20 protein-coding genes and 2 pseudogenes are annotated in these 24,289 nt (G+C 36.6%); 10 read left to right on the forward strand and 12 right to left on the reverse strand.

The features are described 5' to 3' along the window. Window positions 1-93: 93 nt before the first annotated feature. Window positions 94-2,313 (forward strand): DNA topoisomerase IV subunit A, encoded by a 2,220-nt coding sequence (parC, locus tag WA249_RS15435; RefSeq protein ID WP_336169966.1) that lies wholly within the window; start codon window positions 94-96, stop codon window positions 2,311-2,313. A gap of 297 nt (window positions 2,314-2,610) precedes the next feature. Beyond that, a complete protein-coding gene (locus WA249_RS15440; RefSeq protein ID WP_336169968.1) occupies window positions 2,611-4,290 on the forward strand; it encodes a long-chain-fatty-acid--CoA ligase in 1,680 nt (559 codons plus the stop codon). Between the two features lie 40 nt (window positions 4,291-4,330). On the opposite strand, the gene WA249_RS15445 is transcribed toward WA249_RS15440, so the two are convergent. Then, complete coding sequence (locus WA249_RS15445; protein WP_336169970.1) at window positions 4,331-4,720, reverse strand: hypothetical protein; 390 nt, start codon at window positions 4,718-4,720, stop codon at window positions 4,331-4,333. Between the two features lie 106 nt (window positions 4,721-4,826). On the opposite strand from WA249_RS15445, the gene WA249_RS15450 reads away from it, so the two are divergent. Together WA249_RS15450 and ppa are read left to right on the forward strand one after the other, a co-directional pair. Next, window positions 4,827-5,225, forward strand: coding sequence for an MAPEG family protein (locus WA249_RS15450; protein WP_336169972.1), 399 nt, complete (start codon window positions 4,827-4,829; stop codon window positions 5,223-5,225). A 127-nt stretch (window positions 5,226-5,352) separates the two neighbouring features. Beyond that, complete coding sequence (gene ppa / locus WA249_RS15455) at window positions 5,353-5,877, forward strand: inorganic diphosphatase (protein WP_336169974.1); 525 nt, start codon at window positions 5,353-5,355, stop codon at window positions 5,875-5,877. Window positions 5,878-5,984: 107 nt separating this feature from the next. Here ppa and WA249_RS15460 read toward each other — a convergent pair whose 3' ends face one another. Next, window positions 5,985-7,304, reverse strand: coding sequence for an OprD family outer membrane porin (locus WA249_RS15460; protein ID WP_336169976.1), 1,320 nt, complete (start codon window positions 7,302-7,304; stop codon window positions 5,985-5,987). Window positions 7,305-8,263: 959 nt separating this feature from the next. On the opposite strand from WA249_RS15460, the gene WA249_RS15465 reads away from it, so the two are divergent. Next, a complete protein-coding gene (locus tag WA249_RS15465) occupies window positions 8,264-9,085 on the forward strand; it encodes a TorF family putative porin (RefSeq protein WP_336169978.1) in 822 nt (273 codons plus the stop codon). Window positions 9,086-9,107: 22 nt separating this feature from the next. On the opposite strand, the pseudogene WA249_RS15470 reads toward WA249_RS15465, so the two are convergent. Further along, window positions 9,108-9,233 (reverse strand): annotated as a pseudogene (locus WA249_RS15470) (hypothetical protein); the annotation flags it as partial. Then, a pseudogene (locus tag WA249_RS15475) lies at window positions 9,234-9,701 on the reverse strand (NADPH-dependent FMN reductase); the annotation flags it as partial. It lies immediately after the preceding pseudogene. Window positions 9,702-9,855: 154 nt separating this feature from the next. Between WA249_RS15475 and WA249_RS15480 the strand changes: the two are divergent. Genes WA249_RS15480 through WA249_RS15500 form a run of 5 tightly spaced genes read left to right on the forward strand, consistent with a single transcriptional unit; the run spans window position 9,856 to window position 15,973 of the window. Then, window positions 9,856-10,566, forward strand: coding sequence for a TnsA endonuclease N-terminal domain-containing protein (locus WA249_RS15480; RefSeq protein WP_114193591.1), 711 nt, complete (start codon window positions 9,856-9,858; stop codon window positions 10,564-10,566). After that, entirely contained in the window at window positions 10,567-12,477 is a 1,911-nt protein-coding gene (locus WA249_RS15485; RefSeq protein ID WP_114193593.1) for a Mu transposase C-terminal domain-containing protein, read from the forward strand. Between the two features lie 4 nt (window positions 12,478-12,481). Next, window positions 12,482-13,402, forward strand: a complete 921-nt coding sequence (locus tag WA249_RS15490) for a TniB family NTP-binding protein (RefSeq protein ID WP_000417085.1) — start codon at window positions 12,482-12,484, stop codon at window positions 13,400-13,402. 29 nt (window positions 13,403-13,431) lie between these two features. Then, window positions 13,432-14,547: a TniQ family protein gene (locus WA249_RS15495; protein WP_336169983.1), complete on the forward strand. Its 1,116-nt coding sequence runs from the start codon at window positions 13,432-13,434 to the stop codon at window positions 14,545-14,547. After that, a complete protein-coding gene (locus WA249_RS15500; RefSeq protein ID WP_336169984.1) occupies window positions 14,540-15,973 on the forward strand; it encodes a transposase in 1,434 nt (477 codons plus the stop codon). The genes WA249_RS15495 and WA249_RS15500 overlap by 8 nt, the downstream gene beginning before the upstream one ends. Here the strand turns inward: WA249_RS15500 and WA249_RS15505 are convergent. The 8 genes from WA249_RS15505 to WA249_RS15540 all read right to left on the reverse strand — a co-directional run bounded on the left by WA249_RS15505 (window position 15,933) and on the right by WA249_RS15540 (window position 24,196). Beyond that, window positions 15,933-17,273, reverse strand: a complete 1,341-nt coding sequence (locus WA249_RS15505; RefSeq protein ID WP_114193598.1) for a sensor histidine kinase — start codon at window positions 17,271-17,273, stop codon at window positions 15,933-15,935. The two genes, WA249_RS15500 and WA249_RS15505, sit on opposite strands and share 41 nt — an antisense overlap. Then, window positions 17,270-17,941, reverse strand: a complete 672-nt coding sequence (locus tag WA249_RS15510) for a response regulator (protein WP_114193600.1) — start codon at window positions 17,939-17,941, stop codon at window positions 17,270-17,272. The genes WA249_RS15505 and WA249_RS15510 overlap by 4 nt, the downstream gene beginning before the upstream one ends. A gap of 200 nt (window positions 17,942-18,141) precedes the next feature. Further along, window positions 18,142-18,927 carry a COG4705 family protein gene (locus tag WA249_RS15515; protein WP_114193602.1) on the reverse strand — a complete coding sequence of 262 codons (786 nt, stop codon included), beginning with the start codon at window positions 18,925-18,927 and terminating at the stop codon, window positions 18,142-18,144. A gap of 43 nt (window positions 18,928-18,970) precedes the next feature. Beyond that, window positions 18,971-19,735 (reverse strand): COG4705 family protein, encoded by a 765-nt coding sequence (locus tag WA249_RS15520; protein ID WP_114193604.1) that lies wholly within the window; start codon window positions 19,733-19,735, stop codon window positions 18,971-18,973. A gap of 622 nt (window positions 19,736-20,357) precedes the next feature. Then, entirely contained in the window at window positions 20,358-21,239 is an 882-nt protein-coding gene (locus WA249_RS15525; protein WP_114193606.1) for a copper resistance D family protein, read from the reverse strand. A gap of 66 nt (window positions 21,240-21,305) precedes the next feature. After that, a complete protein-coding gene (locus tag WA249_RS15530; RefSeq protein WP_114193608.1) occupies window positions 21,306-21,686 on the reverse strand; it encodes a copper resistance CopC family protein in 381 nt (126 codons plus the stop codon). A gap of 460 nt (window positions 21,687-22,146) precedes the next feature. Then, on the reverse strand, window positions 22,147-23,523 hold the full coding sequence (locus tag WA249_RS15535) for a heavy metal sensor histidine kinase (RefSeq protein WP_004801537.1): 1,377 nt from the start codon (window positions 23,521-23,523) through the stop codon (window positions 22,147-22,149). Next, entirely contained in the window at window positions 23,513-24,196 is a 684-nt protein-coding gene (locus WA249_RS15540; RefSeq protein ID WP_004722337.1) for a heavy metal response regulator transcription factor, read from the reverse strand. Before WA249_RS15540 ends, WA249_RS15535 begins: the two co-directional genes overlap by 11 nt. Window positions 24,197-24,289 lie beyond the last annotated feature (93 nt).

Consider the following 24,289-nt stretch of genomic DNA (forward strand, 5'->3'; position numbering starts at 1 on the left):
CTCAGGTGACAGACTCCCTCTTGTGTCTGTAACATAGCCCACTTAGCATAAGACTCATTTAAAATAACGACTGATTTGGAAGATAAGCTGACTATGACCAGCCTTGCGCATCAAGCGACAGAAAACCGCTCTGTAGCCGAATTTACTGAACAGGCTTACCTGAATTATGCCATGTACGTCATCATGGACCGTGCATTGCCGCATATCAGTGATGGTTTAAAGCCTGTACAGCGCCGTATTGTCTTTGCCATGAGCGAATTAGGCTTGAAAAATAGTGGTAAGCCAAAAAAATCAGCGCGTACAGTCGGTGATGTACTTGGTAAATACCATCCTCATGGTGACTCGGCATGTTATGAAGCGATGGTATTGATGGCACAGCCGTTTAGTTATCGTTATCCTTTAATTGAAGGACAAGGTAACTGGGGGGCGCCAGATGATCCTAAGTCATTTGCTGCGATGCGTTATACCGAAGCAAAACTTTCTGCCTACAGTGAGTTGTTGTTAAATGAGTTAGGTCAGGGCACAACTGACTGGCAAGATAACTTTGATGGTTCATTAAAAGAACCTATTACGTTGCCAGCGCGTATTCCTAATATTCTACTCAATGGCACAACGGGTATTGCGGTTGGTATGGCGACAGACATTCCGCCGCATAATTTACGTGAAGTGATTAAAGGAACGATTGCCTTAATTCGTAACCCGCAAACTTCAGATGAAAAATTGGCTGAATATATTCCAGCGCCAGATTTACCAACAAAAGCTGAAATTATTACTCCGCCAGAAGAATTACTCAAAATCCAGACTACTGGTCGTGGCAGTTACCGCATGCGAGCGGTTTATACCATCGAAAAAAATGAAATCGTGATTACTGAATTGCCTTATCAAGTATCGGGTTCTAAGGTGATTACTCAAATTGCCGACCAAATGCAGGCCAAAAAGCTACCATTAGTCGTTGATATTCGTGACGAGTCGGATCATGCAAACCCAACACGATTAGTGATTGTACTTCGCTCTAACCGCATCGATGCAGAAGCGGTAATGAGCCACTTATTTGCAACCACTGATTTAGAGTCGAGCTACCGTGTTAATTTAAACATGATTGGTGAGGATGGTCGTCCTCAAGTTAAATCGATTCGTCGTATCTTGCTTGAATGGATTGAAATCCGTAAAAAAACGGTAACTCGCCGTTTAGAATATCATTTAAACCGAATTGAAAAACGCCTGCATATTTTGGCAGGTCTTTTAATTGCTTATCTTGATATTGATACCGTCATTCGTATTATTCGTGAAGAAGATCAGCCTAAACCTGTATTGATGGAACATTTCAAAATTGATGAGATACAGGCAGAAGCAATTTTAGAACTCAAGTTACGTCATTTAGCAAAACTTGAAGAGATGGAAATCCGTCAAGAACAAGATGAGCTTGCTGCAAAAGCTGCCATTATTCGTGAGCAATTAGAAAATCCAGAATCTTTAAAAAATCTGATTATTGGTGAATTAAAAGAAGACGCGAAAAAGTTCGGTGACGAACGCCGTTCTCCAATTGTAGTGCGTGCTGAAGCTGTTCAGATTAAAGAGCAGGATTTAATGCCAGCTGAACCAGTAACGGTGGTTTTATCTGAAGCGGGGTGGATTCGTGCTGCAAAAGGTGCGGATGTTGATGCAGAGAACTTAAACTATCGTGCGGGCGACCAATATTTAAGTCACGCTGTGGGTAAAACCAATCAACGGATTTATTTCCTTGATGAGACAGGGCGTAGTTATGCCTTGCCTATTAGCAGTTTGCCATCAGCAAGAGGTTTGGGTGAACCATTAAGTTCTAAACTTGCTCCTGCAAGTGGCGTGTCGTTTATTCAGGTTTATCTAGAAGATGAAGCGTCTGAACTTATAGCTGCGAGTACCTCTGGTTATGGGTTTAAAACTCAAGCTAAACAGTTAGATACCAATGCAAAAGCAGGTAAGACATTCTTATCTGTTCCTGAAAAATCAAAAGCTTTACCATTGATATCTGCTCAGAATATGACACATTTGGCTGTGCTCAGTTCAGCAGGCCGACTCTTGATTATTGATTTGGCAGAACTCCCAAATTTAAATAAGGGTAAAGGTAATAAGTTGATACAACTTGAAGCGAAAGAGCAAATTTTATCCATGACAACCCTGAACTTAGATGAAATAATTCAGGTGGTTGCAGGTCAGCAACATCTAAAATTAAAAGGTGATGATCTACAAAAATATATGGGTAAACGAGCTTCAAAAGGTCAGCTCTTACCACGTGGATATCAAAAAGCAAATAAACTGTTGATTCAGAGATAAAGCTAGCGTCTGGCAACATAAATACGCTATATATGGCAACATGTTCAAGCAATGAACTGAACTTGTTGGTATTGAATAACGATTAAAAGGACAGCAATTTGGAGTACGTAATTTGTACTCCATGCAAAAAATTTGGCAGGGTTAAATTGTCAAAACTTCTGTCTCATAATCTTGTTCGAAAGTGTCATGAATGTGCCAATAAGTTTTAAATATGTTCTGGCACCAAGAAGCTAAAGAATAGCTGGGGCATTGAATAACAGTTATTACTAAGGATTACGAATCGGAGATAATGGCATTATGGAAAAAATTTGGTTTGCAGAATACCAAAAGACAGGGATTCCAGAAACAGTAGCATTGCCTGCGGAAAATACCTCACTTGTTGATATTTTTGAGAGTAATTTCCAAAAATTTGGTTCTCGTGATGCCTTTATCTTTATGGATAAAGCGATGTCATTTAATGAGTTAGAACTTGCAAGCCGTAAGTTCGCGACCTATTTGCAAAATTTGGGGTTAGCAAAAGGAACTCGTGTGGCAGTAATGATGCCGAATGTGTTGCAGTATCCTGTAGTTGCATTAGCTGTATTACGTGCAGGCTTAGTATTAGTGAATGTTAACCCACTTTATACTGCGCGTGAGCTTGAGCATCAGTTGAATGACTCAGGTGCAGAAGTACTTGTGATTATCGAAAACTTTGCCAGTGTTTACCAAAGCATTTTAGGTAAAACACCAGTGAAGCATGTTGTAGTTGCATCAGTCGGAGATATGCTCGGTACACTCAAAGGTACTCTGGTGAATTTTGTATTACGTAAAGTACGTAAACAAATTCCAGCTTGGAATATTCCAGGACACGTTAAATTTAACTCAGCATTAAATAAAGAAAATGCGAGTAATTATAAGCGCCCAACTTTAACTTTAAGTGACACTGCTGTACTTCAATACACTGGCGGTACAACAGGCGTTTCAAAAGGTGCAGAGCTTACTCATCGCAATCTTGTAGCAAACTTACTTCAGTGTGATGGTATTTTCCAAAGTAAATTTGGAGCAAATGATGGTGCTAAAGGCGACCGTATTGTTTGTGCATTACCGCTTTATCATATTTTTGCGTTCATGGTTTGCGCGATGTACGGTATGTATAAAGGTCAAGCAAATATCTTGATTCCGAACCCTCGTGATTTACCGGCTGTTATTAACGAATTACGTAAATATCAACCATCATTCTTCCCAGCGGTAAACACATTGTTTAATGCTTTAGTGAACAATGAAGAATTCCGTCAACTTGACCATAGCAAGTTAAAAATGGCGATGGGCGGTGGTATGGCCGTTTTACCTTCTACAGCAGAAGCGTGGAAGAAAATTACCGGCACAACCATTATTGAAGGTTATGGCTTATCAGAAACTTCACCAGTAGCAACTGCAAATCCACCTGCTTCTACTGAGTTTAGCGGCACAATTGGTATTCCATTACCTTTAACTGAAGTTGCTATTTTAGATGATGACGGTAAAGAAGTTGCTTTAGGTGAGCAAGGTGAAATCTCAATTCGTGGTCCTCAAGTAATGAAAGGTTACTGGAATCGTCCTGATGAGACTGCTAAAGTCATGACAGCAGATGGTTTCTTCCGTACGGGCGACATCGGCGTTATGGACAGCCGTGGATATACAAAAATTGTAGATCGTAAAAAAGATATGATTTTGGTTTCTGGCTTTAACGTTTATCCAAGTGAAATCGAAGAAGTTATTTCTAAACATCCAAAAGTATTGGAAGTTGCAGCGATTGGTGTTCCAGATGAAAAATCAGGTGAAGTGCCAAAACTCTTTATTGTGAAAAAAGATCCAAGCTTAACGACTGAAGAAGTTTTGAGCTTCGCTAAAGAAAACCTAACAGGGTATAAGCGTCCTCGTTATGTTGAGTTTATGGATGAATTACCAAAATCAAATGTAGGCAAAATTTTACGTAAAGACTTACGTAAACCAGCCTAATCAATTAATAAAAAAAGCGCCTTAGGGCGCTTTTTTTATTTTAGATTTTATGACTTTTTATAAACCAGCGGTCTATATAAGGACGACCAATTCCGACCATCCCAACAAAAACAAGCATTGTGCCAAGTTGTAGGCGTAGGTGAGTTAAATCAAGCTGACCATAACTTAAATAATTATCTGCTAAGCAATATATCGTAATTACACTGAGCCAGTGCCACAAAGTAAGTCGTTTAATACCGACCGCAATAAAGGTAATTGTTAAAATAACAAAGGTGCCAAGTGTGGATTGCCAATTCAAATTTGCACAAATTACACTTAGTAAAAAAGCGACAATAGGGAGCACGATCTTTAATATAAGATCTATCTGAAGTTGATTCTGTTTTTGTTTCTCCAGGACTTCAAACAATTCTTTTTGATCAGGTTGTTGCATACATGGCCCTATTAATCAGTGATGACAAGTGATTGCATAAAAATTCAGGTAAAAACGCAATGTTATGATAGCATGATCAACAGTATTTTCAGTGATGGATGGCACTATGCACGGCATCAGCGGCATTATCTATATTATTTTAGTGGCATGTTTGCTGCCATATGCATTTACCGTAATTGCAAAATTTAAGGGTGGTTTTCAGCCCTCGGATAATCAAAACCCGAGAGCTTTTTTTGCCAAAACAACGGGTCTAGCTGCTCGTGCGAATGCCGTACAACAAAATAGCTTTGAAAGCTTACCTTTATTCTTAACGGCTATTTTAATGGCTGAGTATATGGTCGTTCCGGAATATTTTATTCTGAGATTAGGTTGGGCATATATTATTTTAAGAGTTATTTATGGGATCTGTTATTTAAGTAACTGGGCAACTTTGCGCTCGATTGTCTGGTTTTTATCTATATTGTGCCCAATATTCTTGTTGATCGTGACAATTAAGTTGACTTGAGTGTCATTCTGTCACCATTCATATCAACTTTCGCGTGCGCGCATTGTATAATCGGCATCATTTTGATGATATCCACGCTATAATCGAGTGGATTTTACATCTGACTTCATAACGAAAGAGTATTGATATGAGTTACAGCAATATCCCAGCAGGTAAAGATGCACCAAATGACATCTATGTCATCATTGAAATTCCTGCAAATGCAGCGCCAATTAAATATGAAATTGACAAAGATTCTGATGCATTGTTTGTAGACCGTTTCATGGGCACAGCAATGTTCTATCCAGCAAACTATGGTTATGTACCAAATACTTTGTCTGAAGATGGTGACCCATTAGATGTACTTGTTGTAACTCCATACCCTGTTGTTGCTGGTTCTGTGATTCGTTGCCGCCCAGTGGGCAAATTAAATATGGAAGATGATGGTGGTATCGATGCGAAATTAATCGCAGTTCCACACGAAAAATTATCACCACTTTACAAAGACGTTAAGGAATATACAGATCTTCCTCAATTGTTAATTAGCCAAGTTGAGCATTTCTTTAAACACTATAAAGATTTAGAACCAGGAAAATGGGTAAAAATCAGTGGTTGGGAAGGTGCTGATGTTGCTAAAGCTGAAGTATTAAAAGCAATTGAAGCTGCTAAATAAGTTTTAATTGATAAGCTCAGAATTTCTCAATTGATATTCTGGGCTTAATAAAAAACCTACCTATGTTGCCATAGGTAGGTTTTTTTTATGCTTGATAGATCTATGAATTAGAATAATTTCACAGGAATATCAAGGAAGATACGCCATTCGTTCGTATCACCGATGTAAGCATTAGATTGATATGCATCACTTGCACGGTAGTAAGAGTTACGAATACGAAGACTTGCATCTTTAGCGAAACCACTTTGAACTGTGTATTTTACTTGGTTAAAGAATTCACGTTCTTTAGCATCATCAGTCACATTTCTAACTTTGATGTCCCAACCGTATACAAATGCAGTTGTCCAGTTCAAACCAGGTAATACACCTAATTTACCGAAATCAACGTTGTACTGAATTTGCGCAGATTTCTCGTGGTTACCGATGAAATCAGACATGTAAGAGTTTGGTAAATAAATACTTTGGAAACCGTCAGCATTTTGACCGTAGTCATAACCAACATTACCAGTGTTTTGTTGGTAAGCAACCATAACACTATGCGGACCAGTGTTATAAGTTGTAGAAACTGCCCAAATGTTGTTGGTCTTTTCTTCGCCTGCTACACCAGTATTACCATAATTTGGTGCTACTGCTCCAGTTGCTGAGTAAGTAATAGCATCTTTATCAAATTTAGTGTGATAACCACTGAAATCATAAGTTAATGAGCTATCTTTCGTTAACGGCTGTTTAAAGTTCACATTTGCATAATGACGTTCAAGCGCATTTTTGCTGTCTAGACCATAGTAAGATGCATTTAAGTTATCGTTAAACTTATATTTAGCACCCCAAACAATCGCACGATCAAGACCATTGCCGTTTACATCAGCATCGGTATTGATTTGGTTAGACATTTGGTCTTTTGTGAATTTACCCGCAACGATTTCAAGATTCTTGATTTCATGGCTTGTTAATAAAGTACCTGTAAAATATTCAGGAACCATACGGCCAGTGTTACTTGCTAAAACTGGTAAATCGAGTACTTGAGTACCATAGCGTACAGTCGTATTTGAGAAACGAGCTTTAACGCTACCGCCACCACGACCCCAATGGTCATAAGCTGAACCATCATTGTGCTGAGGAATCATTTGGTTGGCTGCATGATTGTTTTCACCGATTTTAAATGAACCGTCACCAACAACGCCTACACCGAAACCAACAATACCAGGAGTAAAGCCAGATTCAAGATTTACAATTGCCGATTGAGCAACTGAGCTACTATCTTTCGCGCCCTGTTTTTTGTCGCGAGTGAGATAACCTGTACGGAAGAGAATAGAACCGTTCGCATCTTCAACAAATCCTTTTGCCTCACTTTGCTCGCTTGCCTGAGCTGAGGAAATTATTGCCGCAGAAATGAGAACTGCTAATGTAAGTTTTTGTGCATTTAGCATATTTAAAGAACCTCATAAAAACGATAAATCCCAAGCCTTGTTATTGTTCAGGACCTGAAATTTCAATCAATTGTATAAGTAATCTATAAAAAAGATATATTTTTGTTGATTTTATTTTATATATGCTATGCAGAAATTGATTAATGTGTTACTGGTTTTTTAATAAATTTAATATTAAGCTTTTACACTTAATCTATTGTTTAAAATAAAAAAAGTAATTTATTTCTTAGTGGATTTTTACCATTTATTTTATATTCAAAGCTCAAAAAATAGTTGATTCTTGTGTTTGTTTTTTGATCTTTTTTGGTGGATATGTTTACTTTTTAATCTCTTCTTGAATTGATTTTTTCGACGATTTCTTTTACACGCTTTCTGAAATGTTACTATATAACATTGTTTTAAAGGGTGTTGTATAAAAAAAGTTCACGATAATAAGCAAATCGAATTTAGTTAAGTTGATCGAAATTAGTGCGATATTTTGCATAAATTTTGTGCATTAATTTTTTGGTTCATAGTATTGATTAAAAAAGACCCAAAATAGTTCATAAGTTTTAAAGCAGAAAAAATAAAAAAATTTAATTAAAAGAAATGCCCATTCACAGACCATTAAAAGCCAGCTTTAAGAAATTTACGTACTTTTTATATTTCTTATTGACGTTTAAATAGAAATTTTACATTGAGTAAATAGATACTGCTGATGTCGCTAATTTATTTCCGACAAGGTGTTTTCTCATGTCGCTCTTTTCTAATTGGATAGAGGTATTACTTTATAATATTGTTTTTTATTAATATATTTTTATAAAAATGAAATGAAATTTTTATTGTAGAGATATTTTGATTTCAATATTAATGAGCTGTAAGGATGGGGAATATGGACTTGGCACAGCAATTGCTAAAGCTTAAGTAACACAATGTGTTTTATATACATAAATCGTGCATTCATTATGGGGGAGATCAAAATGATGAAATTTGCACTTAAGACCTTAGGTCTTGGTATCTTTGCAGCAGGCTCAACCATGGCTATGGCTGAACCTGCACCATCTTTTTATGGCATCACCGCGACCGGGAGTGTAGCGGCAACTACAGACTACCGTTTCCGCGGAGTTACTCAATCATCAAATAACCCAGCCATTCAAGGTGGTTTTACTTTTTCTCATAAATCAGGTGCTTATTTATCCCTCTGGGGTTCAAGTGTCGATTTTGGGGTAACTGGCAACTCAACAGAAACTGATGTCGCTTTAGGCTATACCAATACTTTAAAATTATCCGATAAGCTTGCACCTACCTATGATGTCGGCGTAATTCATTATGGTTACATTGGTTCTGGTCATAGTTTTGACCGTAATGGTATTGGCTATAATGGCAAAAATGGATTAGATTTTAATGAAGTTTACGGTAAATTAACTTTTGCTGATTCTTTATTTAAAGGGGATGCACTGAGTGTAGGTGTCAACTATTCAAATGACTACTGGGCTCATTCTAAGCAGTTCTGGTATTTTAATGTTGGTTATTCAGCGCCAATTGCAGACACAGGATTTACTGGACTTGCATCAGTTGGCTATAACAAATTCAAAAATAAAGAAGCTTTAGCTGTAGTGGCGGGTGGACCCGGTACAGATGACGGCTATATCGATTATAAAGTTGGTGTAAACCGTAATATTTTGGGTATTTTGGCTGAGCTAGATGTGGTTGGTACAGATGTCAGTACTTCTGGTATGACTGATGCTCAGAAAAAACCTTATGACGCTGGCTTAGTATTTAGTTTAACTAAAACTTTCTAAGTTTATGCTGAAAAAAGCGGGTTTATTGACCCGCTTTTTTTATTAGTGATGAGGAAGAAATATCTTCTATAAAATAAGAACTTTGAATGACCTTACTTTGAGCCAAATCGGCAATAGTCCGTGCTACTCGTAAAACACGATGATAAGCTCACTCTAATTGATCTTTATATTTTTGAATTTCTGAGACAAAGCTAACTAGAAAGGGTGTAATTTGTGACTTATATTGTTCAGTTTGTAGCATCTCAAGAATTTGTTCAGGAGATTTGCTAAGAAGAGAGAAGCGTAAAAATAAATCTTCAAAAAAATTGCTACTAACAGTCGACAGTACTCTTCTTAAAGAAACCAGCATATCGTCACCACGGCTGGATGCGTGAACCAAAACAATAGGCTTGTCTATGATTTCGGTGCGCGAAACCATCCAATCAATTGCATTTTTAAGACCGCCTGGAATACAACGAATATATTCAGGACTTGAGATGATAATGCCATCTGAGGCAGAAACAGACTTGATGAACTCTTCCACTACAGTAGGCGTTTTTTCTCCCTCATCATCTGGAGAAAAGATGGGAAGACTATTAATTTGATCGAAAACTGAAAAATCAATACTGGACGGTGCTGTCATTTACAGCAATAGAATAGAGTGGCATTATAGATAATCAATAGGTTGTCACTCTAATTTCACACAATTAAATTAGATTATTTACATAAATAGATAAGAGTGACTTGCAAAATTACATTAATAGGCGCGAGTGCCTGAATGGTGAAATTTTATGAAAAAATTGAGTGACGAATACTTACCTGTTAGAAAAGCTCAAACTGTTTATGGGAGTATTTCGGGAAATTATGCCTTTAGAGGTGAGAAAACCATATGGTTTGAATCGACCCTTGAGCGTGATTTCATACTTAAGCAAGAATTTAATAACAATGTGATTGATGTTATCGGTCAACCTGTAGTTATCCCCTACATCACTGAATTGGGTAATCAATCAACCTACACTCCTGACTTTTTAGTGCAGTTTTCAAGCTCGAATTGTGATGATTTTGAGGATTTTCCTGTACCAATGCTCATCGAAATTAAGCCTAAGAAAAAGCTTATTGAGGACTGGGATAAGTTAAAACCAAAATTTAGAGCAGCTCATCGTTTTGCTGCTGATAAAGGGTGGAAATTTAAGATTATCAGTGAAACAAGATTATATGATCAGTATTGGGAAAATATTAATTTCTTAAAAAAATTTAGACGCTCTCATGTAGATGCCGTTGATCAAAAATTATTACTCGATACTCTGCAAAAACTAGGTCAATCAACAATTAATCAGTTACCTGCTCATCTTTTTAAAGATAAAACCAATGTTTTAAAAGGGATTCACCAAGTTTGGGCATTAGTGGCAAAGCGAATGATTGCTTGTGACTTGTATTTCCCTTTAACGGCTGAAACAGTGATTTGGGTGAACCAAGATGATGCGTTTGTGAGGAGTATCTAAATGATTGAATCTAATGCTGTCAGTATTGATCGTAGTCGTATCACACTTAAACCCAATGTGGTTGTTGGTTATGAGGGAAAACCTTATAAGATTGTGAATGTTTTAAATGCCAATGACATTGTCATATCTAGTCTAGATTCCGTTCGTAGCTTACAGGTTAATGCTAAAAGTTTGACCGTTTTTGATGGGGAAAATACGCTAACTGAGAGTTTGAATAAGGGTGATCAGGATATAAGTAATGAAGCTTGGCAGATTGCTTTACAACGTTATGAGATTATTAAGCCATTGATTGAGTATTCAACGACTGAACTGGTCGAAAATAGGGCGAATGAATATGATGTGAATCGTTCAACATTGTGGAAATGGCTTAAAGATTATCGTGAAAATAATTCTCTAATGGCGTTGATTCCCAAAAAAAGAGGTTGGACAACTGAAAAATCAAGGTTGTCACCTCAAGTGAGCAATATCATTAAACAAGCTATCAATGATGAATATTTGAATGCGAAGAAACCCAGTATTTCCAAAACGATTGAAATTGTAAAAGCAGAGTGTTCACGACTTCAGCTTGAAGCACCGCATGAAAACTCTATTCGTAGAAGAATCGAGGCTTTAAATGATTATCAAGTCACGAAAGCACGTCTTGGATCAAAAGCTGCAATAGATAAATTTAAGGCTGCTGCGGGTTCATTTCCAAATGCTGATTACCCTTTGGCATATGTGCAGATTGATCATACTCCTCTAGATATTGAAATCGTGGATGACGAGTTCAGAGAAGCGATTGGAAAACCTCATTTAACCTTGGCAATAGATGTTTTCAGTCGGATGATAGTAGGGTATTACCTATCACTAGAAGCGCCAAGTACGACTTCAGTGGCGATGTGTATCGCATCTTGTATTTTGTCAAAAAAACGTAAGTTGATCGAACTAGATATTGATGCTGAATGGCAGGTCGAAGGGATCATGGATTCGGTACATACAGATAATGGCCCCGATTTTAGAACCAATCACATCAGTAAAGCTTGTCTAAAGTATGGGATTCATTGGGAATACCGACCAATTGGTGGGGCAAGGTTTGGCGGTCACATCGAGCGTATGCTTGGTATAGTCAATCTTGAAATGCATGTCTTGGATGGTACAACTTTTTCAAATGTACAGCAGCGTGGAACTTATAATTCCGCTAAACAAGCCTGTATGACATTAAAAGAGCTTGAATACTATATCGTGTATTGGATTACTAAAGTTTATCACCAGAAGAAGCATTCCGCTTTAGGAACATCCCCAATCGTTAAATGGGAAGAAGGTGTTTGGGGAACGAGGACGACAGCAGGTACAGGTTTGAAAGAACGTGTATCAGACGAAGATACCTTGTTTATTGATTTTCTACCTGAATTTGAAGCGACTATTCAGCGTACAGGGGTGCAAAAAGATAACTTATTCTATTTTGCCGACTGTTTAAGACAATGGGTTAATTCTATTGATCCAGAGGACAATAATCGAAAGCGTAAAAGAAAATTCTTGTTTAAGCGTGATCCGAGGGATATTTCACAGATTTGGTTTTATGAGCCATTTTCTAATACCTATTTTAAAGTACCCACTGCAAAGCGAGAGATACCACCGATTAGCTTATTTGAATATAAGCAGGTTCAGAACTATCTCAAAAGTGAGCGTCAGAATGTTCAGAATCAAGATGAGATTTACAAGGCGATTTTACATCTACGTGAACAGCTTAATCAGGCTCGAAGCTTGACTAGAAAGCAACGTCGCTCAAACCAAAGAAAAAAGGAAAATGAAAAAGCCATCACTCAGCTTTCCGAACAGAATCAGTCTAAAAAGGCTGTAGTTTCTGAAAGCATTCAGACAAGTGATGATTTGTGGAGTACTCCTTTAACTGCATTTGATGATTTGAGGTGATGTGATGGAAAAATATGAACATCTTGCAGAGCATGTACTTGAAATCATGCAATTAAGCGATAGTGAACGGATTGAGACATTATTTACTGATCGATGGATTGGCTATAAGAAAGCCATTACCATCATGAATACATTGACCGATATTTTGAATCGCCCTAGGAAACTAAGACCCGAATGCTTGTTGATTGTTGGCGACTCTAATATGGGCAAAACAACCATCATTCATGAGTTTGCTAGACAGTATTATACAAAAACCGTAAGTGATGCTGACATGGATTTATTGTCCGTGACCAAGCCTGTTTTACCGATACTTGCTCCAGCAAAAGCCAATGTTAAAGAACTCTATATTAATATTTTAAATCACTTCTTTGTGCCATTTCGGGCAAGTGATCCTGAAGCCAAATTAAGAAATCAAGCCGTACACTTGATGCGTAAGTATGAAACAAAAATGTTGATTATCGATGAAATTCATAATTGTCTGACAGGTTCAGCCAAATTGCTTCCCGAAGTCATGAATACGCTCAAGAACCTCAGTAATGAATTGAGTCTGAATATCGTAGGTGTCGGTACTCGTGAAGCAATCACCATACTGCATACTGATCCGCAATATGCCAGTCGCTTTGATGTGGTGAATTTACCCAAATGGGAACTCAATCAAGACTTTTTAAGACTATTAGTGAGCTATGTTCGACTATTGCCGTTAAAAAAACAGTCTAATCTTGCATCCAAAGAGATTGCTACGTTGATTTTTGAAGTGTCAGGTGGAAATTTGGGGGATTTAAATCGATTACTGGTGGAGTGTGCCAAAGAAGCCATTTTACAAGGTGATGAAGAAATTACCTATGACATCGTACATAAGTTTAAATGGCTTAAACCTACGGAGGGTTTAAGAAATATTAGAAATATAAATCTCAGCCTGAGTTAATTTTGCTAAATCATTATAGGGAGGTAGAGATGAGTCAACCTGAACAATGTTGGTATATCAGAACTCCCATTCAGCAAGGGGAAATATTTTCATCGTGGTTGATTCGTTCCGCCTTAGATGTAGGTTGCTCACCTATGGTTCTCATTGAGGCTTTATGGGGGAAATGGAGAGCTTTAACGATTGATTTAGACAAAGGAGTAGATGCAGACAGGTTCGATGCTCTGTTATCTCATAGTTTGGAGTCAAAACAGAATATACAGCAATCGATGTTGAGTAGCGTCGTTTCTCAGATACAGCCAAATTATGATCCAAATCAAAATATCCCTTGGGTTTTATCCTTGGGCACACGAAACCGCTCAAATACATCAGGTCGGCAAGTGTGTGTTGAATGCTTGAAAAGTCGTGAAAATCCGCCTTATTTGCGTTTAATGTGGCGTATGGGGTGGCATTGTAGTTGTGTTGAGCATCAGTTAAGTTTAATTGACCATTGTCCTGAATGTGGTGTGACGATCCAACCATTTAAAGCCGATATGGAACATGGTTGTTTAGCGATCTGTACGACATGTGGTTTTGATTTAAGGCGTTGTGAGGAAAACAAAAACATCAATTTAAATGCTTTAAACTTCCAAAATAAAGCAGAGCAAGTCTTAAAACAAAAATTTGGTTTTTATAATCAAACCCCTGTGACTTCTCAAGTATGGTTTGAAATTGCTCGTGCATGGCTCAGTGAGATCAGATTATTGGTCAATACGCCCAATAAAAATGTGATTCAATTATTTGAAAGTTTTGACGTAAACTTACATCTTCCAAATCCAATTACTCCTTTGGCATTTGAATATCTGAATACTGAGGAGCGAATAGTTTTGCTTTCAATATTGGATCAGATTATGGATATTCCAAGTAATTTACTAATACAGCGTTCAAAGGAATACGGAATTAGTCATGCAAACTTTTGGGATAAGCGTAAGAAGCTGCCTGTTCAGCTCCAACAGATGAAAGATTTAATGATTAAGCCTACAAGACATTATCCTGTCTCTCGTGCAGCAATAACTGTTACTAAGCCAAAATCTAAAGCAAGTGTACAACGTCAATGGTTAAATTTATTAAGAAGAAGCAATAATAGTGGAGCGAGGCATATTGACTGAAAATGTTATTGCACATGACTGTCATGGATGCAACCAGCCGGTTTCTTTCATAAAAAAACGATATAAAGGCAAGAAATATTGTTCGACTTGTTATGCTCGTATCTTTAAAAAACGATTATGCCCAAGTTGTGGTGACTTTGCCCGACTCCCTAGAGATGATGAACAAGCCATTTGCAATGAATGTATTAAGAAACAACCCTGTATTCGATGTAATCAGACAAATAAACCAATAGGTAAGCTGACCGAATATGGTGTGGTGTGTAATAGTTGTTCCGTGTATTTTAGACCCATTGAGCCTTGTGAACGGTGTGGTACGCCATCACAAAAAATGACCCGAATTTCACGATTTAATGATGATCTACGGGTATGTCCAAAATGTGCGACACGAGATTATGAGACATGCCCATCGTGCCAAAAACATCGCTTATTGGAGTCTGATGTATCAGGACAAAGAATGTGCAAAAAATGTAGAGATAAGCCTCAGAAATTCTGTAAAGCATGTCATTGTATGATTGCAGCAGGTTGTGCTGATTTATGCGATGATTGTTATTGGCATCAAAATTTATGGAATAAATTTGATCAAAATCAGAAAGTATTTGAGTCTAGTTACTTAAAACAGCAGTATGAAAACTATATAGGCTGGCTAGAAAAGAAAGTTGGATCACATAAAGCTGCATTATATATAAATAAACATACCCATTTCTTTATGAAAACCGAAATAGATTGGAACCAATCAGTGCCTACCCCAGAGCAGTTATTAGTAAAGTTACGAAGTAGTGGGCTTAGAAAATTTGAATTGGTGATGCAATGGCTTGAAGAGGTGCATGACATTCGAATAGATATGGATAACAAAAAAAGTTGTTCAGAACGAGATCAGATGGAAAAGCTTGTGCAACGTATTTTGCAACCATCTTTGGCTTATGATGTTGTACTGGAATACAAGAATAAATTAGAAGAAAAAATCAAACGAGGTGAGACTTCAATACGTTCAGCGAGGTTGGCTGTAAAGCCTGCTGTGGCATTGATGCTGTCAATCGGACAAGAGAATACACAATTACCTAATTTGGAACATATCAAGGCATATTTGGCTGAGTATTCAGGTCAAGCTGCTGCACTCACTGGATTCATTAACTTTTTAAATGAGAATTACGGTGCTTCCATTGATTATTTAAAATTGAAAAAATCTGATTTTTTAAAGACTAAACAAAAGAAAAAACTAGAAATGGCACTTGTTGCACTTACCCAAACTGATTTAAGTGACAGTGAACTTATTATAAGTTGGGTTAGAAATGGACTTAGATATTTTCACCAACTTCCTTACATTGATGCCCTAAAGATTAAAACGGAAATGATTACTGAGATCGAGGATGGTTTCACTGTTGTATTCAATGGACAGTCTTATTGGTTGCCGAATAATACAACTTAGAACAGTCCATTTTTAACGTAATCTGTATAAAAGTTCCTGTCTTTTTATCTTCATCCTTAAATTGAATCTTCATAGTATTGCCATTTTGATTAAGTATGGATTGTACAATTGCTAATCCCAGTCCAGAACCCTGCCCTTGTTGTGAGATACGGAAAAAAGGTGTAAATACTTGTTCTCGTAATTCGATTGGTATACCTATGCCTGTATCTATAATTTGTAGTAAAAGTCGTTGTTCTTGTTTTATTAGCTTTAACGATACATCTCCTTGGTTAGGTGTGTAACGAATGGCATTTTCCAATAAGTTTTTAACCAAGGCATTAAAATCAAAAGGATTGATTGCAACGTTCGAATTTAAAATGGGTATATCTAGTTCTATCTTAACGTTTTTGCTTTCAGCAATTGGTAGTAGGTCTTCTAACACATTACGTAATACTTGTGATATTTCATCAGGCGTAATGGTTTGTGGATGAGTGGTCTGAGCTTGTACCTGCGCGAAGGTCAATAGCTGTTTAGCCATATTCTGAGATCGATCAATGCCTTTTTTTAATGTATTTAAAGTTTGTTTGGCTTGGTTACTCAGTTCCTCAGGATTAAATTGCTCTGCTTGTAACCCAAGTGCAGTTAGAGGAGTTCTAAGCTCATGTGCGGCATTGGCTAGAAATTGTTGTTCTTTTTGGATTAGGGTACGCACACGCCCTAACAAATTGTTGATTGAATGAACAAAGGGCTGAATTTCCCTAGGCAAGCGGGTAACATTAATGCCATCCAACTCTGTGCTAATTTGGTTGTCTAATAACAGAGCAGTTTGCTCAATGGGTTCAATTGTTTGCTTGATAACTATTTTAATTAACATTAACAAACAGGGAATAAGCAATAAAAAAGGTAATAAAGAAACCAAAGATTGATATATGGCTGTATTGTTACGGTATTCTATTTCTTGCAATACTCTTAAATATTGGTTGGTGTTAATAGGCTTAATGTAAGCACGATAAGACGTGTGATTGAGCTCAATAGTTTGTAATCCAGTTGTTGGCATCGTAGTTTTTGGTAATACATCAATGATATTTAGAAAAACTGTTGCATCATCATCACTTAACGTCTGTGCTGCAATTTTTGGTTGTACTATTTGTGTGTTAAGCTTTAGATGAGCCATTTGCATTAACATGTCATCTTGTTGATGCATGGCTGATACATAACCAAAGATAAATGAAACAACACCTGACAAGCATGCAATAAGAGTAGCTGCAATAGTTAGTTGGCGAAATAATGTTAATTGAATAGATGGACTAGTTTTTATCATATAGGTTTAGCCACTCGCCATCCTAAACCACGCAGGTTTTGAATGATCTCTTTGCCTAGTTTTTTTCGTAAACCATGAATTAAAAATTCGATAGCATTACTTTCTACTTCATAGCCCCAACCATATATCCGAGTTTCCAATTCACCTCTAGACAAAATAGCACCTGGTTTAATTAAAAGCTGTTCAAGTAGAGCGTATTCTTTATTCGACAACATAAATTGGATGTTAGGCTGGTTATTAATAGTGACTTCACGGGTGCTACTATCTAATGTAATAATGCCGTTTGATAATATTGGGGCTGCTTTACCATTGTTACGCCGAATTAGTGCTCGCAATCGAGCCATGAGCTCAGGTACATAAAAAGGCTTAATCAAATAATCATCTGCTCCAGCATCTAAACCTATAATTCGGTCGTGTAATTGGTCTTTGGCTGTAATGATTAGTACGGGTAAATATTTTTCTTGTGAACGTAGCGTTCTCAGAACTTCAATACCATTCTTTAGAGGTAACCCTATATCTAAGAGCATAAGATCGTAATCGATAAATGACAAGGCACTTAAGGCTTTTTCACCATCTTGAACCCAATCTACAGCATAGCTTGCCTTCAATAAAGCATCTTGTATAGCTATACCAATCATTTCATCGTCTTCGACTAATAATATTCTCATTTTATTGACCTAAGACTGTAGAGAGTTGAATAATTGACATTCTTGCGAACGTATTATTGTTAATGATTTGGAACGTTAATAATTCCTGAAAGATCATAGTTTAGCCACCCAGAAAGAAACGTTTTATACATTTCAAGATGTATTTGATTAATTTCAAAAACTAAACCTGATCCAAAGGTTCTAATATCATATCAGCGAAATCAATGTGTTTTTGTTGCAGCACGTTGTTTAAATAAAATGAGGCATGCGACAATAAATATAATTAAAGTGAGAGATGCCGAGTAACGGCTAAGCTCTAAGCCTCCTTTAGCAATCGGTTTGTCTAAAAAATCACCTACGACCGCACCCAAAGGTCTAGTTAAAATAAATGCTAACCAAAATAGTACTGTTGATGAAATCTTAGTTTTGTAATGTGCAAGTGCAATAATGGCAAGCAATCCACCAAAGATAATTGCAGCACCGAGATAACCTAAACCCGCTGTATCAGCTGTCCAGTCACCTAGTGCAGTACCTAATGTTTGGGATAACATAATAGTTAACCAGTAGAATCCTTCAGCTTTAGGTGTAGTTAATGAGCTAATTGCAACAGTACCGCTTGATTTATACCAGCTCAATAAGCTTAGTGATAAGAGACCAAGCAGCAATAAACTTCCACCTGCATAGCCTATACCTAATGAGCGAGTTGCAAAATCGGCTAATGTCGTACCAACAGTTGTTGTCGCAATGATAGTTGTCCAGTACAACCATGGGTTAAATTTAGTAGTTTTAATTTGAGCTGTAACGAAGCCAATAAATAGGATTGCGAAAAGAGCTGTGCCTGCTAAATATCCAAGATTCATCGACATAGATACGGCATCACCTGCTGTTTCTCCTAAGGTCGTGGCTGCAATTTTAATAATCCAAAACAATAAAACAATCTCAGGAACTTTAGTTAAGCTAAGTTGGGTGCTCGATAGGGGGGGATTACTTGAGGTGATATTGTTCATCTTAGATACTCCATAAATATTAGAGCTAAACAAATGTACGTGTTTAGCGTAGATATTGCGATTGTTTTGCTTGATGATGGCTGTAAGCAACAGCAGTACAAATGCATCCTAAAAAGACGATACTTACAATGCTAGTACCTAAACCTAATCCACCGTTGCTAGTCGGTTGTGATAATAGATCTCCCAAAGCGGCTCCTAGGGGTCTTGTTAAAATATAAGCCAACCAAAACCACAACACGCTGTACTTTTTGTTAGCAAAAAATGCTAGAGCAATGCTCGAAATGATCCCACTAAACAGCAAGGTAGCGTTTAAATAACCTAAATTAAATGATTCAGCCACAAGGTCACCAACAGCAGTTCCCAAGGCAAAAGTAAATAAAATCACTATCCAGTAATACATTTCACGTTTGGGTGTATTTATATGATGAATAGATAAAGTTTTTTCAGAGCGATACCATACCCAAAATGCTCCGATCATGGTGACACTAAAGACGAGGGTAGATACAATAAGCGGAACACCAAATTGGTCAGTTAACAAATCGGTTGTTAGTGTGCCAAACACACTAATTAAGAGTACATTGAGCCAATACAACCAATGTTTTTGAGTAGTTGATGTGATTTCAAAGAATAAGGCGAATAATAATAATAAGCCTGTAATAAGTGCTGTAACAGGCAAGCCTAAATGAAAATTAAATGCAAGATAATCTGCACCCGTTTCACCGACAGTTGTAGACATCATTTTGATGAGCCAAAAGATCAATGTGACTTGCGGAACTTTATTCATTAAATAGTGTAGTTTTTTTTGCACGGTATTAGTCCTATTACAGATAATTAAGATAATTGTGAACTAGGTAAACTTAGCTAATACTTAGGAATTTAAAGTCAATTTTTATAAACTTTAGTCGGATAAAATTAATTATTTTTAATCTTAGATTTAAAAATAAGGGGTTGTACTAGATAAGGTTTAAATTTCGATCCAAAATCTCAAATTTTTCAGTTTTTTGTTGGGAGGTTTTTATCTAAATAATTTGATAAATCAATATATTTTAATTCTTTATTTCATTAAAATTCAAACAGTTGTAATCTATGTTTTATAAGGTTTAGCTAATTTAAAAATCGCGTAGAAGTATACTTTCGCAAGAGCTCTACTATTTAGTTTAGATAAACTATAAACTTCCTATTTTCTGGGATTATTTTCTTTAGTTAAATTCTGTGGTACCTTTTTTTTGTTCATAAGGGGTTCATGTCTATGTGAGAGAGATGATTTATCTGAGTGATTTTGATCAGTAATTTTACTTAACTCACTATCATCAAGGACATGCATCGTTATAGTTGAAGCAGGTTTAGCCCAGCTTAGAAACTAATTAATACATAGGATATAAGTATAATAAAGTTGTTTTTAACCCATAAAGTCATAGCGTGATCCTTTATTATTCAATACCGACTACAGTGGTGATATAACCAGTGGCTAAAAGAATTGATAGACCTAATGACATCTCAAATAAAATGGCATAGCCCAATTGTTTCGCAAATTTCGGGTTTTGTAAGCGAGGTGTGAAATACCATTTGTTAAAGGCTGCTAACAATAAAATACTTAGGACAAATAATATTTTAATAATAAATCCATGCCCATAAGGTGTATTGATTAGAGTATTAAAATCTTTAAAGAGTAATAAAGCAATACTAAGACCACAAGCGATGAGTATTCCTACAATAAAGGCTGCTATTTGCCCAAATAGATGCATACGTTCTTTAAGTGGTAAGCCATTAATTTTTTTGCTTGTTTTCCATAATGGATAAAGCGACCCCATCCATAAGGACATTACAAGTACATGTATTGATAACAAAGCTTGAGCGAATAAGGGTAAATTCGTGACGTGTCCGAGTTGTGAAAAACTTAAAACGATTGGTGTGAGCAGTATGGTAAAGATTGCTCCTTCAGTTTTGGAAATATCAATCGTCCCTTTACTAAGTTTGACTATCATAAATATGAGTAAAAGTGCAAAACTGATTGATCGAATGATATAGACATGTCCAGTAGGAGTATTGACTAGTATATTTATATAGTTGCTATCCCACATACCTGAAAGGCCAGTGTTGGCAAAACTTCCTATAAGAATGAAGAAGCCGAGAACACTTGAAAAAAGACCTAATCCTGTACCAATAGTTATGTATTTGAGAATAGTTCCCTTTATTTCAACATAACGTCCAAGTAAGAAATAGCAGAAAGCACCACCTATAATAAATGCAATCCCTAAATATAAAATGACTTTAACAAGCCATGATGCATATATCCAAGATTCAGGAATCATAATTTTCTCCATCGTAATAGCAACATGCCAGCAGTTCGCTGGCATGTTGCTATTAGCACTTGATTTTTATTTTGCTGATTTAATGGTGAAATTATATTCGCCATTCATGTTGTGGCCATCCGCTCCCATTGTGGTCCACACGACTGTATATTTTCCTTTTTTTAGTTTAGGTGCAGCGACGTCAAATGATTTTTTCATATCATGAGTTATTTTATAATTTAAAGGAATGTCCTTACGTTGTGCATCAAGCAACTTGACGTTCATTAACATAACTTTTTCACCAAAATTCAAAGTTATATTTTTCGGTTGGCTAGCTACAGATGCATTAATAGCAGGTGTCGCACTTTCAAGTTTCACGTGTGCAAATGCACTTGAAGCAGTAACAATCAGTGTTGCACCTACGAGAGTGTTACGTAGAGCTGACATTTTATTTTTGAAAATTTTCATTTCTTCATCCTCTTTAAACTAATCTTGGGCTCAGTAATGACCAAATGAAATGCATTCATGGATCACCTGATCATCACTTGTCTTATGCTTATTATTAAAGAATGAGAGAAACATCCCGATGACTTCAAAATTACATTTTTGTCATTTTAAAAATTAAAAAACCGCAAGTGATACACTGACTTTAAATAAAACAATGATCATTAAATAAACTAATAAGAGGGAGTCTATTTCCATCTTAATGAAATTATTAATTTAAAAAATTAAATGTGAAGGAGGCTTTTATGGATCATCACCATCGTGAAAACAAAGTATTCAATAACTAGTTACTCTCTCCTATGATTGCTGCATTAGCAATGAGCCTAAGCTCTGCATTGGTAATTGGTATGCCTTACGATTACGTCATCAAAAATAATCACGACTTACCACTCATTAGAATGAGTGCTTAATAACCGAGATATCACTAATTTTTAAAGATAATTTTAAAAGAAATATGTCCCTCGTTATAAGTCGCTTGAATGGAAGCTCCATGCACATCAAGAATAGATTTGGTAATTGCTAAACCAAGGCCAGTACCTTCTTCAACTCTCTGTCTAGATACATCTGTTCGATAAAAACGATCGAATAACCGATTAAGTTGTTCTGATGATAGTGGGGAGCTTTCATTTTCAATGATGAATGTTGTTGTATCAAAGTTTTGTTGGCATGTGATTTTGATGACCGAATCTGATTTGCCATATTTAATTGCATTCGATAACAAGTTACTCAAAGCGCGGCGTAGCATTAAAGGATCACCTTTTATACTACCTGAACCACTCTGTTCTAGTGACATTCCCTTTTCAGCAGCGATAGCATCATAAAAATCAAATAATGCTGAAACTTCTTTAACTAAATTAACCTGTTGTAGGTTAGGTAAATGTAGACCATGTTCTGCTTTTGCCAAAAATAGCATATCAGAGACCATGCGAGCTAAATGCTCAAACTCTTCTAAATTTGAAAATAGAACTTCCTGATAAGTATTAATATTTCGACTACGAGATAAACATACTTGAGTTTGAGTCATCAAATTGTTAATAGGTGTTCTTATTTCATGAGCAAGATCAGATGAAAAATCTGAAAGTTTTTCTACTGCGGCTTCTAGCCGATCTAACATATCATTAAAAGCGACAGCCAGTGATTTAAGTTCGGTTGGAGTATTTTCGACTTCTAAACGTTCAGAAAGATGTTGGGCTGAGATACCCTCTGCTACTTTTGCCATTTGTTGTACTGGACGTAGCCCTCGCCATGCTGCGAACCACCCTAAGAACATTAAACAAATTGTACCCACAAATCCAATGTATAAAAGTTGACGTCTAAAGTCATTTAAGAAATGTAGATGCTCAGAGGTATCGATTCCAACAATAATCTGAGCTGATATAAACGAGTCATTATGATCAAAAGTCTTTTTATAAATTAAGCCACGATAAGTCTTATTTTTAATTTTCCATTCAAGCCATGGATCTTGTTTTGATTTGTTGAGTGCTTGGGGATGAATTACTGATGGTGCTGAGCTAAAAATAACTTGACCTGTTGGACGTTCAATCTGAACAATCAGATCGTGATGTCCAATTAAGGCATCTTTTAAATATAAATTTAGTTCTTGAGAGTTAGATGGGTTCTGTTCAAGTAGATTCTCTATAAGTTGAATTTTGCCTTCTAATTGAGTTCGGTCTTGAGCTTCAAAATGATGCATTACGAGCTTGTGAATAACCAACCCCATAATCATTAAGATGATAACAGTAGAAAGAGAAAAGATGATTGCTATACGAAAGCTGATTGCATTAAACAATTTACGAGTCATCTTCTACCTCTAAAACATACCCCATTCCACGTATGTTCTGTATCAGCTTTGGGCTAAAATTACTGTCAATTTTACTGCGCAAACGTTTGATAGCGACTTCTACAACGTTGGTATCACTATCAAAATTCATGTCCCATATTTGAGAGGCAATGAGCGTACGAGGTAATATCTCACCACGTCTACGCATAAATAATTCCATCAGCGCGAATTCTTTAGCTGTTAAGTCAATACGTTGCCCAGCGCGAGTGACGCGGCGTTTACGAAGATCAAGTTCAAGATCAGCAATTGTAATAAGGTTACTATCTTCTTTTTGTTGTCCCCGTCGGAGTAAGCTTTTAATTCGTGCTAATAACTCAGCAAAAGCAAAAGGCTTGACTAGATAATCATCAGCACCTAAATCCAAGCCTTTCACACGATCTTCAATTTGATCACGTGCTGAAAGAAAAAGAATAGGCATAGTTTTGCCACTTTTTCGGATATCATAAATGATATCCCAACCATCTAGCTTTGGAAGCATCACATCTAAAATGATGAGGTCATATTCTTCGGAAAGCGCTTGATGTTTACCAGATAATCCATCTGTGACCCAATCCGTTATATACCCAGCTTCAGATAGACCTTGTTTAAGGTAGTCACCGGTTTTTTGTTCATCTTCAACTAGTAAGATTCTCATTGATAAAAATCCCATATCACTCATTAAGAACATAATAACGTTATAAATACGTGATTCGTTGTAGATTACAAAAATGTCATTTTCATGTCACAT

The organism is Acinetobacter sp. 161(2023) (assembly GCF_037027805.1).
In the GTDB taxonomy this organism is placed as follows: domain Bacteria; phylum Pseudomonadota; class Gammaproteobacteria; order Pseudomonadales; family Moraxellaceae; genus Acinetobacter.

Bases quoted from the DNA above. Each gene is read 5' to 3' on its own strand.
- WA249_RS15505 (WP_114193598.1), bottom strand. From the start codon at position 17,273: ATGATAAAAACTAGTCCATCTATTCAATTAACATTATTTCGCCAACTA.
- WA249_RS15440 (WP_336169968.1), top strand. From the start codon at position 2,611: ATGGAAAAAATTTGGTTTGCAGAATACCAAAAGACAGGGATTCCAGAA.
- WA249_RS15535 (WP_004801537.1), bottom strand. From the start codon at position 23,523: ATGACTCGTAAATTGTTTAATGCAATCAGCTTTCGTATAGCAATCATC.
- ppa (WP_336169974.1), top strand. From the start codon at position 5,353: ATGAGTTACAGCAATATCCCAGCAGGTAAAGATGCACCAAATGACATC.
- WA249_RS15445 (WP_336169970.1), bottom strand. From the start codon at position 4,720: ATGCAACAACCTGATCAAAAAGAATTGTTTGAAGTCCTGGAGAAACAA.
- WA249_RS15515 (WP_114193602.1), bottom strand. From the start codon at position 18,927: ATGAACAATATCACCTCAAGTAATCCCCCCCTATCGAGCACCCAACTT.
- WA249_RS15525 (WP_114193606.1), bottom strand. From the start codon at position 21,239: ATGATTCCTGAATCTTGGATATATGCATCATGGCTTGTTAAAGTCATT.
- WA249_RS15480 (WP_114193591.1), top strand. From the start codon at position 9,856: ATGAAAAAATTGAGTGACGAATACTTACCTGTTAGAAAAGCTCAAACT.
- WA249_RS15485 (WP_114193593.1), top strand. From the start codon at position 10,567: ATGATTGAATCTAATGCTGTCAGTATTGATCGTAGTCGTATCACACTT.
- WA249_RS15540 (WP_004722337.1), bottom strand. From the start codon at position 24,196: ATGAGAATCTTACTAGTTGAAGATGAACAAAAAACCGGTGACTACCTT.
- parC (WP_336169966.1), top strand. From the start codon at position 94: ATGACCAGCCTTGCGCATCAAGCGACAGAAAACCGCTCTGTAGCCGAA.
- WA249_RS15530 (WP_114193608.1), bottom strand. From the start codon at position 21,686: ATGAAAATTTTCAAAAATAAAATGTCAGCTCTACGTAACACTCTCGTA.
- WA249_RS15510 (WP_114193600.1), bottom strand. From the start codon at position 17,941: ATGAGAATATTATTAGTCGAAGACGATGAAATGATTGGTATAGCTATA.
- WA249_RS15495 (WP_336169983.1), top strand. From the start codon at position 13,432: ATGAGTCAACCTGAACAATGTTGGTATATCAGAACTCCCATTCAGCAA.
- WA249_RS15465 (WP_336169978.1), top strand. From the start codon at position 8,264: ATGATGAAATTTGCACTTAAGACCTTAGGTCTTGGTATCTTTGCAGCA.
- WA249_RS15490 (WP_000417085.1), top strand. From the start codon at position 12,482: ATGGAAAAATATGAACATCTTGCAGAGCATGTACTTGAAATCATGCAA.
- WA249_RS15460 (WP_336169976.1), bottom strand. From the start codon at position 7,304: ATGCTAAATGCACAAAAACTTACATTAGCAGTTCTCATTTCTGCGGCA.
- WA249_RS15450 (WP_336169972.1), top strand. From the start codon at position 4,827: ATGCACGGCATCAGCGGCATTATCTATATTATTTTAGTGGCATGTTTG.